At 69.9% G+C, this 12,653-nt stretch carries 15 protein-coding genes; 10 read left to right on the top strand and 5 right to left on the bottom strand.

The annotated features are described in order from the left end of the window. Positions 1-3: 3 nt before the first annotated feature. From ACZ6O0_RS14010 to ACZ6O0_RS13975, 8 genes are all read left to right on the top strand, one after another. Positions 4-1,809 (top strand): nickel-dependent hydrogenase large subunit, encoded by a 1,806-nt coding sequence (locus tag ACZ6O0_RS14010; protein ID WP_465765242.1) that lies wholly within the window; start codon positions 4-6, stop codon positions 1,807-1,809. A gap of 1 nt (position 1,810) precedes the next feature. Further along, a complete protein-coding gene (locus tag ACZ6O0_RS14005; RefSeq protein WP_465765241.1) occupies positions 1,811-2,650 on the top strand; it encodes a NifU family protein in 840 nt (279 codons plus the stop codon). Then, entirely contained in the window at positions 2,647-3,318 is a 672-nt protein-coding gene (locus ACZ6O0_RS14000; RefSeq protein ID WP_465765240.1) for a DUF5947 family protein, read from the top strand. The genes ACZ6O0_RS14005 and ACZ6O0_RS14000 overlap by 4 nt, the downstream gene beginning before the upstream one ends. Further along, complete coding sequence (locus tag ACZ6O0_RS13995; RefSeq protein ID WP_465765239.1) at positions 3,311-3,943, top strand: DUF6084 family protein; 633 nt, start codon at positions 3,311-3,313, stop codon at positions 3,941-3,943. The genes ACZ6O0_RS14000 and ACZ6O0_RS13995 overlap by 8 nt, the downstream gene beginning before the upstream one ends. Further along, on the top strand, positions 3,940-5,226 hold the full coding sequence (locus ACZ6O0_RS13990) for a hypothetical protein (protein WP_465765238.1): 1,287 nt from the start codon (positions 3,940-3,942) through the stop codon (positions 5,224-5,226). The genes ACZ6O0_RS13995 and ACZ6O0_RS13990 overlap by 4 nt, the downstream gene beginning before the upstream one ends. Beyond that, positions 5,223-5,729 carry a hydrogenase maturation protease gene (locus ACZ6O0_RS13985; protein ID WP_465765237.1) on the top strand — a complete coding sequence of 169 codons (507 nt, stop codon included), beginning with the start codon at positions 5,223-5,225 and terminating at the stop codon, positions 5,727-5,729. Before ACZ6O0_RS13990 ends, ACZ6O0_RS13985 begins: the two co-directional genes overlap by 4 nt. Before the next feature lie 105 nt (positions 5,730-5,834). Then, on the top strand, positions 5,835-6,053 hold the full coding sequence (locus tag ACZ6O0_RS13980) for a HypC/HybG/HupF family hydrogenase formation chaperone (protein WP_465765236.1): 219 nt from the start codon (positions 5,835-5,837) through the stop codon (positions 6,051-6,053). Next, complete coding sequence (locus ACZ6O0_RS13975; RefSeq protein WP_465765235.1) at positions 6,050-6,742, top strand: DUF6390 family protein; 693 nt, start codon at positions 6,050-6,052, stop codon at positions 6,740-6,742. The genes ACZ6O0_RS13980 and ACZ6O0_RS13975 overlap by 4 nt, the downstream gene beginning before the upstream one ends. On the opposite strand, the gene ACZ6O0_RS13970 is transcribed toward ACZ6O0_RS13975, so the two are convergent. Genes ACZ6O0_RS13970 through ACZ6O0_RS13960 form a run of 3 tightly spaced genes read right to left on the bottom strand, consistent with a single transcriptional unit; the run spans position 6,694 to position 8,796 of the window. Further along, positions 6,694-7,095: a helix-turn-helix domain-containing protein gene (locus tag ACZ6O0_RS13970; RefSeq protein WP_465765234.1), complete on the bottom strand. Its 402-nt coding sequence runs from the start codon at positions 7,093-7,095 to the stop codon at positions 6,694-6,696. The two genes, ACZ6O0_RS13975 and ACZ6O0_RS13970, sit on opposite strands and share 49 nt — an antisense overlap. Before the next feature lie 46 nt (positions 7,096-7,141). Next, entirely contained in the window at positions 7,142-7,420 is a 279-nt protein-coding gene (locus ACZ6O0_RS13965) for a muconolactone Delta-isomerase family protein (RefSeq protein ID WP_134123154.1), read from the bottom strand. Then, positions 7,417-8,796: an NAD(P)H-quinone dehydrogenase gene (locus ACZ6O0_RS13960; RefSeq protein WP_465765233.1), complete on the bottom strand. Its 1,380-nt coding sequence runs from the start codon at positions 8,794-8,796 to the stop codon at positions 7,417-7,419. The genes ACZ6O0_RS13965 and ACZ6O0_RS13960 overlap by 4 nt, the downstream gene beginning before the upstream one ends. Positions 8,797-8,827: 31 nt before the next feature. Here ACZ6O0_RS13960 and ACZ6O0_RS13955 point away from each other — a divergent pair, with 31 nt between their 5' ends. After that, positions 8,828-9,289, top strand: a complete 462-nt coding sequence (locus ACZ6O0_RS13955; protein WP_465765232.1) for a gamma-glutamylcyclotransferase — start codon at positions 8,828-8,830, stop codon at positions 9,287-9,289. Positions 9,290-9,302: 13 nt separating this feature from the next. Next, positions 9,303-10,940, top strand: a complete 1,638-nt coding sequence (locus ACZ6O0_RS13950; RefSeq protein ID WP_465765231.1) for a phospho-sugar mutase — start codon at positions 9,303-9,305, stop codon at positions 10,938-10,940. Between the two features lie 45 nt (positions 10,941-10,985). Here the strand turns inward: ACZ6O0_RS13950 and ACZ6O0_RS13945 are convergent, their stop codons facing one another. After that, the gene (locus ACZ6O0_RS13945; protein WP_465765230.1) at positions 10,986-11,438 is read right to left on the bottom strand and encodes a hypothetical protein; all 453 of its coding nucleotides are present in this window, start codon (positions 11,436-11,438) and stop codon (positions 10,986-10,988) included. Between the two features lie 167 nt (positions 11,439-11,605). Then, a complete protein-coding gene (locus ACZ6O0_RS13940; RefSeq protein ID WP_465765229.1) occupies positions 11,606-12,541 on the bottom strand; it encodes a neutral zinc metallopeptidase in 936 nt (311 codons plus the stop codon). Positions 12,542-12,653: the final 112 nt, after the last annotated feature.

Below are 12,653 nucleotides of genomic sequence, written 5' to 3'. Positions count from 1 at the left end.
GCCATGACCACCACCGAAACCAAAGTCACGCCCGCCGGCACTGAGTCGAAGAGCTCCGACGTCGTCGAGATGGCGTGGGACCCGATCACCCGGATCGTCGGCAGCCTCGGCATCTACGCCAGCGTGGACTTCAAGCAGAAGACCGTCCAGGAGTGCCACAGCACCTCGTCGATCTTCCGCGGCTACAGCATCTTCATGAAGGGCAAGGACCCGCGCGACGCGCACTTCATCACCAGCCGGATCTGCGGCATCTGCGGTGACAACCACGCGACCTGCTCGGTCTACGCGCAGAACATGGCGTACGGCGTCGCGCCGCCGCACCTCGGCGAGTGGATCGTCAACCTCGGCGAGGCCGCGGAGTACATGTTCGACCACAACATCTTCCAGGAGAACCTGGTCGGGGTGGACTACTGCGAGCGGATGGTCAAGGAGACCAACCCCGGCGTGCTGGAACTGGCGAACCGGACCGAGGCGCCGCACGCCGGTGACCACGGCTACCGGACCATCGGCGACATCATGCGCTCGCTGAACCCGCTGGAGGGCGAGTTCTACCGGGAGGCGCTGCACGTCAGCCGCTACACCCGGGAGATGTTCTGCCTGATGGAGGGCCGGCACGTCCACCCCTCGACGCTCTACCCCGGTGGGGTCGGTACGGTCGCGACGATCCAGCTCTTCACCGACTACCTGACCCGGCTGATGCGCTACATCGAGTTCATGAAGAAGGTCGTCCCGCTGCACGACGACCTCTTCGACTTCTTCTACGAGGCGCTGCCCGGCTACGAGCACGTCGGCGAGCGGCGGATCCTGCTCGGCTGCTGGGGCAGTCTGAACGATCCGGCGATCTGCGACTTCACCTACCGGAACATGGAGGCCTGGGGCCGGCGGATGTTCGTCACGCCCGGCGTGATCGTCGACGGCGAACTGGTCACCAACAGCCTGGTCGACATCAACCTCGGCCTGCGGATCCTGCTCGGCAGCTCGTACTACGACGACTGGGCCGACGGCAGTCACGAGAAGTTCGTCGACATCGACCCGCTCGGCAACCCGATCGACGTCCGGCATCCGTGGAACCAGCACACGCTGCCGAAGCCGCAGAAGCGCGACTTCTCCAACGCCTACAGCTGGACCATGTCGCCGCGCTGGTTCGACGGCAAGGACCACCTGGCCCTCGACACCGGCGGCGGCCCGATCGCCCGGCTGTGGTCGACCGCGCTGTCCGGTCTGGTGAACACGCCGAACGTGCAGGCCACCGGGAACAGCGTGAAGATCCAGCTGCCCAGGACCGCGCTGAAACCGGCCGTGGAGTACGAGTGGAAGATCCCGCGCTGGAGCAACGCGCTCGAGCGCAACCGGGCCCGGACCTACTTCCAGGCCTACGCGGCCGCACTCGCGCTGCACTTCTGCGAGAAGGCGATGAACGAGGTCCGCGGCGGGCACACCGAGACCTGGACGCCGTTCAAGGTGCCGGACGAGGCGATCTCGTGCGGGTTCACCGAGGCCGTCCGGGGCGTGCTCTCGCATCACATGGTGATCCGCGACGGCAAGATCGCGAACTACCACCCGTATCCGCCGACCCCGTGGAACGGCAGCGTCCGGGACACCTACGGAACCCCCGGCCCGTACGAGGACGCGGTCCAGAACACGCCGATCTTCGAGGAGAACCCACCGGACCGGTTCAAGGGCATCGACATCATGCGGGCCGTGCGCAGCTTCGACCCGTGCCTGCCGTGCGGCGTGCACATGTACGTCGGCAACGGCCGGGAGAAGACCCACCTGCATTCACCCACGATCGCGGTCAAGCCGTACTGAGATGGACCGGCACGACGTCCAGGAGCTGAGCGAACGGATCGACGTCCTGCTGGACGAGGTCCAGCGACGCGCCGACCCCGCGCTGGCCCGGCAGGTGGAGGAACTGGTCCGCGCCGTGCTCACCCTGCATGGCGCCGGCCTCGGGCAACTGCTGGACCTGCTCGACGAGCCGCAGGTCCGGCAGTTGGCCGGGGACGATCTGGTCGCCGGGCTGCTGCTGCTCCACGACCTCCACCCCGACGACGTCGCGACCCGGATCCAGCACGCCCTCGACGACGTCCGCCCGTACCTGGGCTCCCATGCCGGCGGCATCGACTACCTCGGTATCGACGACGACGGCGTCGTCCACCTGCGCCTGCAGGGCAGTTGCGACGGCTGTCCCGGCTCGACCGCGACCGTCCGGCTCACGGTCGAGAACGCCGTCCTGGACGCCGCGCCCGAGGCCATCGCGGTCGACGTCGCCGGCATGGTCAAGGAGAAGCAGAACCTGCTGACCATCGAGCCGTTCCGTCCCCACCGGAACGGCTGGCACCAGCTGGACCTGGTCACACCCCCCGACCAGGTCCAGCACCTCAAGGTCGCCGGACTGGACCTGCTCGTGGCCAACCTGGCCGGCACGTTCTTCGCCTACCGCAACATCTGCCCTATGTGCGGGTCAGCCCTGCACCACGGGCAGCTGGACGGCGACCGGCTCACGTGTCCACGCTGTACGGCCGAGTACGACGTACGCCTGGCCGGGCGGGCGCTCGCACCCGAAGGGTCGCTGCCACTCGAGGCGCTGCCGCTGCTGCCGGAGGGCGCCGGCTGGAAGGTGGCCATCCCGGGGGTGCAGCCGGCGTGAGACCGTCGCCGACCCTGCGCTCACTCGCGCGGAACAAGCCACCACGTCCGGCCGTCGACCCGGTCGCGGTGCTCCGCGAGTTCACCGGTGGGGTCCGTGAGCAGGCCGCACCGGGTGAGCAGTGCGAGATGTGCGCCGTACCGATCGGGCCGGAGCACTCGCACCTGGCCGACGTGCAGGGACATCGGCTGCTGTGCTCGTGCCGGTCCTGCTACCTGCTCTTCACCGACGGCGCCGCATCGCGCGGGCATTATCGCGCCGTCCCCGAGCGCTATCGGACGAACGCGGACTTCACCCTGTCCGCGGCGCAGTGGGACGCGATGGGCATCCCGGTCAACCTGGCTTTTCTCTTCTACCAGTCCGACCAGGCCCGGTACGTCGCCTTCTACCCGAGCCCCGGTGGTGCCACCGAGTCGCTGCTCGACCTGGCCGCGTGGGACGAGGTGGTGGCCGGCGATCCCCAGTTGCAGGAGCTCGTCCCGGATGTGGAGGCCGTGCTGTTGCGACGGCTCGACGACGGGTTCGAGTGCCATCTGGTCCCGATCGACGCGTGCTACGAGTTGGTCGGGATCGTCCGGCAGTACTGGGAGGGCTTCGCCGGTGGCGAAGTGGTCTGGCAGCGGATCGACGGCTTCTTCGCGGGGATCCGGGAGCGCAGCCGTGGTTGACCTGGACTTCACCTGCACCGGCGCGGAGGCGGATCGGTACGCCGCGACACCGTTGATCCGCCTGCACCTGCGGATCGAGGAGACGACCGGTACGCCGGTGCACGCACTCGCGTTGCGGTGCCAGATCAGGATCGAACCGATCCGGCGGCGCTACAACGACGAGGAGGCCGAGGGACTCGCGGACCTGTTCGGCGACCGGGCCCGGTGGGGCGAGACGCTGAAGCCGCTGCAGCTCTCGTTCGTCACCCAGATGGTGCCCGGCTTCACCGGCGCGACCGAGGTCGATCTGCAACTCCCCTGCAGCTACGACTTCGACGTCGCCGCCCACAAGTACCTGTACGCCGTGCGCGAGGACGGCGTACCACTGCTGCTGTTGTTCAACGGGACGATCTTCACCGGTAGTCCCGGGACCCTCTCGGTGACACCGGTCGCCTGGCAGAAGGAGACGTCGTACCTGCTGCCGGTGGCGGTGTGGCGGGAGGCGATGGACCAGCACTTCCCGGGTGCCGCCTGGCTGCGGCTGCGGTGCGACACCTTCGAGCGGCTCTACCGGTACCGCACGCGGGAAGCACTGCCCGGCTGGGACGACGCGATCGAGCGACTCCTGAAGGAACAGCTGGAATGAACAGGTTCGACGCGGTCCAGCAGGTCGCGGACGCGCTGTTGTTCGAGGGTTACGTGCTCTACCCGTACCGGGCGTCGGACGGGAAGAACCGGGTGCGCTGGCAGTTCGGCGTGCTGATGCCGCCCGACTACTGCGTTCTGGACCCGTCCGAGCGGGGCTGGTCACAGACCGAGTGCCTGCTCGACGGCGACGAGGCCGTGATCACCGTGCGAGTGCGCTTCCTGCAGGCGCAACGCCGTACCGTCCTCGACGCCGATGAGGTCGAGGTCGCCGCGCTGGAGACGGAGGACGCGACGTACGTGCCGTGGGACGAGGCGGTGGAGCGGACCGTGGACCTCACCACGAACCTGCACAGGCTCCCCCGGGAGGTGCCGTTCCGGATCTCCGGCGGCACCGACACCGAGGCGGTCGGCACGGCCGGGTTCCTGCGCCGGTCCCGGCTGCCGATGACCGGAACCGTCGCGCTGAGCCTCCAGCCGCTGCCCGGCCCGTACGGCGCGGTCCGGGTCGGGATCCGGGTCGCGAACACCACCCCGGACGGCAGCTCGGAGCGCGTCGGCGCACTGCGGCAGGCCTTGATCTCCCACCACGTCATCGTGGCCGCCGACGGCTGCCGGTTCCTCTCGCTGCTGGATCCGCCGGAGTGGGCCAGGGCCTTCGCCGCCGGGTGCGAGAACATCGGTGTCTACCCGGTGCTGGCCGGGGAGCTGCTGCTGTCGTCGCCGATCATCCTGTACGACCAGCCGCAGATCGCGCCGGAAAGCCAGGGCGACCTGTTCGACGCCACCGAGATCGACGAGATCCTCAGCCTGCGCACGATGACGCTGACCGACGACGAGAAGCGCGAGGTCCGCGGCACCGATCCGCGCGCGGCCGAACTGCTGGCCCGGGTCGACACCATGCCGCCGGAGTTCCTGGACCGGTTGCACGGCACGATTCGCTACCTGCGCAAGGTGACCGAACCGGAGCCGGACGACAAGCCCTGGTGGGATCCCGGCAGCGACCGCTCGGTCTCGCCGGAGACCGACACGGTCCTCGTCGGCGATGTTGCCGTCGGCAACGGTTCGCGGGTCCGGCTGCGGCCCGGCATCAAACGGGCCGACGCGCAGGACATGTTCCTCACCGGGCGCCTCGGCACCGTGGTCGCCGTCCTGTCCGACGTCGACGGCGAGACGCATGTCGCGGTCGCGCTGGACGGCGAGGAGGGCGAGGTCCAGCGAACCCACGGCCGCTATCTCTACTTCGGTCCCGACGAGCTCGAGCCGCTGGTGGGTGCGGAATGACCGTCCTGGTGGCGGGCCTCGGCAACGTGTTCTGCGGCGACGACGGCTTCGGCGTCGCGGTCGTGGAAGAGCTGGCCCGGCGCGACCTGCCGGCCGGGGTCGAGGTGCACGACTTCGGGATCCGCGGCATCCACCTGGCCTACCAGCTGCTCGAGCCGTACGACCTCGTCGTCCTGGTCGACACCGTCCAGCGGGGCGGGCCGCCGGGGACGGTCTACCTGATCGAGGCCGAGCCCGGCGCCGAGCCCGGACCGGACGTGAGCATGGACGCCCACGACCTCGGACCGGACGCCGTGCTCTCGCTTGTGCCGCGACTAGGTGGCACCGTGGGACCTGTGGTGGTGGTCGGCTGCGAGCCGGCCGGCCTCGACGCCGGGATCGGGTTGTCGGCGGCCGTCCAGGACGTGGTCGGCACCGCCGTACAGCTGGTGATCGACCTGGTCACCGGACAGGTCGCCGGGCCGGCTGACCGGCCGGTCGGCGTGACGGAGGGGAAGATCTGATGCGCTGGGTGCTGTTGGCCGTCGTACTGGTGGTGCTCGTCGGACTCGGGTACTACGGGATCGAGGACGTCCGCCGCTACCGCCGGCTCCGGGAGATGTAACCCGATGTGCCTGGGGATCCCGGGCCGCGTGGTCGACTGCCCGGAGGACGCGGACCTCGGCCTGGTCGAGGTGGCGGGCGTCGTCCGGGAGATCAACCTGTCGCTGCTCGACGGCCCGTTCGTCCCCGGTGAGTACGTGCTGATCCACAGCGGCTTCGCGCTCGAGCGGATGTCGCCCGAGCGGGCCGCGGACGCGCTCGCGTTCTTCGGGGCGGAGCCGTGACCGGACCGGCCCTGTTCGTCCGGTACGCCTTCGCGCCGAACCGGCTCGGGTACTGCGGTCCCGCCGACTCCGGCGCCCTGCTCGAGTACGGCGCTCTCGGCCGGGCGGACAACGGGTTCCGCGCACTGGCCCGCCAGTTCGAGGGCGCCTGGCCGCAACTGCGCCGGATCGCCGCGGCCACGGGTACGGCGGATTCCCTCGATCGCGAGGTGGTCGAGGCGTACTGGATCGGCAACCGCTTGCTCGACCGCGCCGGCGACGGCGAGGGCGGTCTGCCGCACCACAGCTTCCAGGTCTTCTGCCTGTACCCCTGGGCCGATCTGCTGCCCGCGGAGCGCAGTACGGCGCAGGCCCCCCGGGTGCTCGACCAGTGCCGGATCCGCTGGGGCCGGGTGATCGCCGATGTCGACGGGCAGGTCGTGGTCGAGTCCCGTCCACTGGAATGGGACGGGGCGCAGCTCGCGCTCGGCGCGCCACGGGAGGAAACGGCGATCCGGGGCTTCGACGGTGTCGCGCTGCTCGAGCGTCTGACTCCGGGCGAGTGCGTCGCCCTGCACTGGGGATGGGTGTGCGACCGGCTGACGCCGGCCCAATTGGTTGCCTTACGCCACTATTCGGCGTACCACCTGCGGCTGGTCAATCAGCGCCTGGGCGGACGGGCCGGGACATCCGGGCCGAGGATCCAGTGACCGTCCGGATGGTTCACCACGCCGGGTGAGTTGAGCACGGCCGGGCGCGGGAGCGAACGGTCGTCGGTCCGGGTGGATCGGTCGGGCTCCCAGCGGGCCGGGTCCTCGGTCAGGCCGAGCAGGTACGTCACTGTGCAGTCGAGCGCGGCGGCCAGCTCGGGCAGGCGGACCACGTCGACACCGGCGCCGTGCTCGAAGCTCGACAGGGTCTTGTTGGTGGTCCGGATCCCGCGGCGGGCGAGCCGGCTGACGAGCTGCTTCTGGGTCAGGCCGAGCTGCAGCCGGCGGGCTCGCAACCGGTGGCTGACGACCAGGTGCCGGTCGACAGCGAGATCAGTACGGTCCTCGAACATGCGCCTCGCCCCCTGGAGCCAGGGTCTCCCCGGCTCCGCGAGCGCGTCAATCGCCCGGGCGGCCGGAATCCATCTCGGCGAGTGCATGCACCGTGTACCGAGCGAAGTTGAACACCGGCGCCCGCCCCAGCAAGCGTTCGAACTCCTCGTGCGAGTCCACCTCGTAGATCCACGCCCCACCGTGCGATCCGACCACGTGGTACCGCGCCAGCACCTTCCCCTCACGCTCGAGCCGCTCGCCGTACTCCGGCATCGCACCCACCGCCCGCGCCATCTCCGGCGAGAGCAGACTCAACTCCATCTGCCACAACACCAGGAACTTCATGAGCGCAGGTGCAGCCGGCGGGCGGCCTCGGCGACCGAGCCGGAGACGGACGGGTAGACGGTGAAGGCGTGGGCGACCTGGTCGACGGTCAGGCGGGCGCCGACGGCGAGCGAGATCGGGTGGATGAGCTCGCTGGCGCGGGGAGCGACCACCACGCCGCCGACCACGATGCCCGTGTTGGGCAGGCAGAACAGCTTCACGAAACCGTCGCGGACGCCCTGCATCTTGGCCCGGGCGTTGTCGGCCAGCGGCACCTTCACGACCATCGCCGTACTGCCGCCGGCGTCGACCACCGCCTGGGTCAGGCCGACGGTGGCGATCTCCGGGGCGGTGAAGACGTTCGAGGACACGGTCGACTGGTCCAGCGGGATGACCGCGTCGCCGAGCGCGTGCGACATCGCGATCCGGCCCTGCATGGCGGCGACCGAGGCGAGCATCAGGACACCGGTGCAGTCGCCGGCCGCGTACACCCCGCGGGCCGTGGTCCGGGAGACCCGGTCGACCTGGACGAAGCCGCCGTCGGTCAGCGACACGCCCGACTCGACCAGGCCCATGTCGTCGGTGTTCGGCAGCGATCCGACCGCGAGCAGCGCGTGCGATCCCTCGACCGTCCGGCCGTCGGTCAGCGTCACCACGACGCCGTCGCCGTCCCGCTTCACCGACTCGGCCCGGGACTTGCCCAGGACCGTGAGTCCGCGCCGCTTGAACACGTCCTCCAGCACCGCCGCCGCGTCCGCGTCCTCACCGGGGAGCACCCGGTCCCGCGACGACACCAGGACGACGTCGCTGCCGAGAGCGTCGTACGCGCTGGCGAACTCCGCGCCGGTGACGCCGGAGCCGACCACGATCAGCCGCTCGGGCAGCTCCTCGAGCTCGTAGACCTGTTCCCAGGTCAGGATCCGCTCGCCGTCCGGCTCCGAGCCCTTGAGAATGCGCGGCCTTGCTCCGGTGGCGATCAGGACCACATCGGCGTCCAGCCGCTCGTCGCCGACGACCACCGTCTCCGGCCCGTCCAGCCGGCCGCGGCCCTGGATGATCTGGATCTTGTCCCGCTCGAGCCGCCGGGTGATGCCCTCGGACTGCGCGGTGGCCAGCGCCTTGACCCGCTTGTTGACGACGGAGAGATCGACACGCACGGAGTTGGCCGGATCGTCGTCCCCGTCGTCCAGCCGGACCCCGAGCTCGCCGGCCTCCTCCACCTCGGTCATCACCTCCGCGGTGGCGATCAGGGTCTTGCTCGGGACGCAGTCCGTGAGCACGGCGGAACCGCCGATCCCGTCGGAATCGACGACCGTCACCTCCGCCCCCAGCTGGGCGGCCGCACTGGCCGCTTCGTACCCGCCGGGACCGCCTCCGATGATCACAACTCGCGCCACGGGAGGTCATTCTTCCGTATCCTGTGTCGTCGTGACCCTGTACGCCGCGTTTGCGTCGAATCTGGACCCGAACCTGATGGCCGAGCGGTGCCCGTACTCGCCCCTGCGCGGGACCGGCTGGATCGCCGGCTGGCGCCTCACCTTCGGCGGCGAGGAACTCGGCTGGGAGGGCGCGATGGCCACCGTGGTCGAGGACCCGGGCGACCCGACGCACCAGGTCTTCGTCGCGCTGTACGACATCCACCCCAAGGACGTCGAGCGGCTGGACGAGTGGGAGTGGATCGACCAGGGCGTCTACCGCAAGATCCAGGTCCGGGTGCAGACCCTGGACGGCGAGCAGCTGGCCTGGATGTACGTGCTGAACGCCTACGAGGGCGGCCTGCCCTCGGCCCGCTACCTGGGCATCCTCGCCGAGGCGGCCGAAGCCGCCGGCGCCCCCGACGACTACGTCGCCGACCTCCGCGCGCGCCCCTGCCAGTCGTCCGGACATTAGTTATCGTGCGCATGTGACCGATGACCTGCGCAGCGCCGCCGAAGCCTGGCTGAGCGAAGACCCCGACCCCGACACCCGCGCCGAGCTGCGGGCGCTGCTCGACTCCGGGGACACCGCCGAGCTGGCCGACCGGTTCGCCGGAACCCTCGAGTTCGGTACGGCGGGACTCCGCGGCGCCGTCGCCGCCGGACCGAACCGGATGAACCGGGTCGTGGTCATCCGCGCCGCCGCCGGCCTGGCCGCCTACCTGAAGGCGAACGGACTCACCGGCGGCCCGGTCCTGATCGGGTACGACGCCCGCCACAAGTCCGACGTGTTCGCGCAGGACACCGCCGCCGTGATGCGCGGTGCCGGACTGGACGCCGTACTGCTGGATCGTCCGACACCGACCCCCGTGATCGCCTTCGGAATCAGGCATCTCCAGGCCGTCGCCGGGGTGGTCGTGACCGCCTCGCACAACCCGCCGCAGGACAACGGCTACAAGGTCTACTTGGGCGACGGCTCACAGATCGTCCCGCCCGCGGACGCGGAGATCGCGGCCGCCATCGCGGCCGTCGGGCCGCTGGCGGAGGTCCCGCGCGGCGAGGACTGGCAGACGACCGGGGACGACCTGCTGAACGCTTACCTGGATCGCATCGCCGAGCTGGTCCCGGCCGACGCCCCACGCGAGCTGAACGTCGCCTACACGCCGCTGCACGGCGTCGGGCGGTCCCTCGTCGAGGACGCGGTCGCCCGCGCGGGCTTCGCCGTACCGGCCGTGGTGGCATCGCAAGCGGACCCGGATCCGGACTTCCCGACCGTCTCCTTCCCGAACCCGGAGGAGCCGGGCGCGATCGACGCTGCACTCGAGCTGGCCCGGTCGGTGGATGCGGACATCGCGGTCGCGAACGACCCGGACGCGGACAGGTGCGCGGTCGCCATCCCCGACGCGTCGGCCGAGGGTGGCTGGCGGATGCTGCGCGGGGACGAGCTGGGCGGGTTGCTCGGTGAGTTCCTGCTGTCATCGCGGCCGGACGGGGTCGCGGCGTGCTCGATCGTCTCGTCGTCGCTGCTCGGCAAGATCGCGGCGTCGTACGGCGTCCGGTACGTCGAGACGCTGACCGGGTTCAAGTGGATCGGGCGGGTGCCGGACCTCGTCTTCGGCTACGAGGAGGCGCTCGGGTACTGCGTGGACCCGGCGGCCGTGAAGGACAAGGACGGGGTCTCAACGCTGGTGCGCGTGCTGCAGCTGGGGGCGCGGGCGAAGTCCGAGGGGCGCACGCTCTTGGATCTGCTGGATGACCTGGCGGTGAAGTACGGCCTGCACGCCACGGACCAGTTGTCGGTGCGTGTCGACGACCTGTCCCTGATCCAGACCGCGATGAACGGGCTCCGCAGCACTCCCCCCACCTCGCTGGGCAGTCACGCGGTCGAGCGGGTCGACGACCTGAGCGAGGGCAGCGAGACGCTGCCTCCGACCGATGGCCTGCGGTACACGCTGTCCGAGGGTGCCCGGGTGGTGGTGCGGCCGTCCGGCACGGAGCCCAAGCTGAAGTGCTACCTGGAGGTCGTCGTCCCGGTGGCGGGCTCCGATGTCGCGAGCGCTCGACGCCGGGCAGGAGAAGACCTGACCGGCATCAAGCAGGCACTGTCTACGGCGCTGGGCATCTAGACCCTGGTGGGGAGCACCTGGCGGGTCGCTCCCCCGTCGGGGGTCTCAGCGGGCCGCGGCCGCCGCGGCTTCGGCCTGTTCGGTGCGCAGCGAGCTCTGCAGCGAGGCGTGCAGGATCCGCAGGGTGCTGGTCGACTGCATCAGCGCGTCCCGCTCGTCCGGGTTCCGGTTGGCGAGGCTGGAGATCTCGTTGATGCTCGCCTCGATCCGGGCGATCCGGTCCGCGACCGAACCCTCCTGGCTGCTGGCCCGGCGGATCGCGTCGGACGTGACCGTCCAGACGTCCTCCTTGTCGTTGGTCCGCCGGGACATGTCGACCATCTGGCTCAGTGCGGCCAGGTCGTGGTCGACCTGGGTCCGCTCCACCCGAGCCGTGATCCCGGCAGTCGCCTGGCGCAGCCGGGTGACGTGACCGGACAGCTCCGACCAGCTGCACCGACCGCTCTTGATCTTGTCCAGCACCTTCGCGTACTCGGTGTTGAACTCGTCGTAGTTCACTGTCCTTGACTCCTGCCGTTCGACGCTCGACTCAGACTCTAAGGCGTGCAGCCCCGAAACAAGTAACCACACGATCGCAGATCGTGCAGGTGTCTCCAAAACGCAACAGCCGCCCGGTACGGCAACGCGTACCGGGCGGCAGAGTTACGTCAGGAAGCCGAACGGGGTCAGGCCACCGCGCTGGAGGCCGCGTTCCAGGTGTTGCAGCGACCAGCGTAGGTCTTCGAGCTGGCGGCGTAGAAGCCGGCCTTGGACCAGAAGCCGTGGTTCGCCGGCGAACCGTGGTCGCGCGGGTAGCCCGGCTGGTCACCGGAGTGCTCGACCAGGTACAGCCACTGGGTGTACAGGCCGCCGCTCATCGGGTAGTAGCGCTTGTTCGCACCGATGTAGGCCGAGCCGAGGCAGGACGCCTGCAGCTCCCGGCGACGGCTCTCCTCGAGCCGCGCGGCGTTGGTGGTGAAGGCCCGCTGGCGCGCCCAGGACGCGTTCAGGATGCCGGTCAGGTACTGGATGTGGTGGCCGTACTCGTGCGCGATCGTGTTGGTCGCGTACGCCCGGGCGTAGGTCGGGTTCGTCTTCCACATGTTCACGATGGTGTAGGCCGGGATGTAGATGAAGCCGTTCCCGTAGCCGCAGTAGTACGAGTTGCCGCCGCTGATCACACCGCAGTTGGTGCTCAGCTTGCTGTAGTTGTGGATGACCAGCTTCGGCTTCACCTTGTACGCCGCGCCGGCCGCCTTCAGCGGAACGGCCCAGGCCGCGTACAGGCAGTTCCAGAGCTGGGTGTCGTAGGCCACGACGCCCGCGGTGGTGCGCAGGGAGACGTTGACCTCCTTGCACTTCGACGGCGTGATCGCCGGGGTGCTGTAGAGCCGGTTGTAGCGGACGATGTTGGTCGTCGAGCTGAGCGCCGTGACGGTGCCGTCGGCCTTCGGCGGGTTCGTCACCGCCTCGGCGGTCTTGCCGGCCACCGGGGTCGGCGGGACGACCGCACCGGAAGCCGAGGACGCGGCCTGGGCGTTCGGCAGCGCCGCGACTGCGAGACCGGCCAGGGCAGCGACACCGGCCAGGCCACGCAGGGTGGTACGGGAGAGGTTGACCATGAGCTCCACTCTCGATGATGAAGGGACGTTGCGTGCCCATCCTGGAGTGAACAGGGGTTCATCCCGGGGGCGGACACGATCTCAGACGCCGCGACCCCCACCACAGTTCCCC

This window comes from Kribbella sp. NPDC048837 (assembly GCF_055586945.1).
The sequence above is the reverse complement of the archived record's forward strand: the minus strand, read 5'-3'. Positions and strand labels throughout refer to the sequence as shown.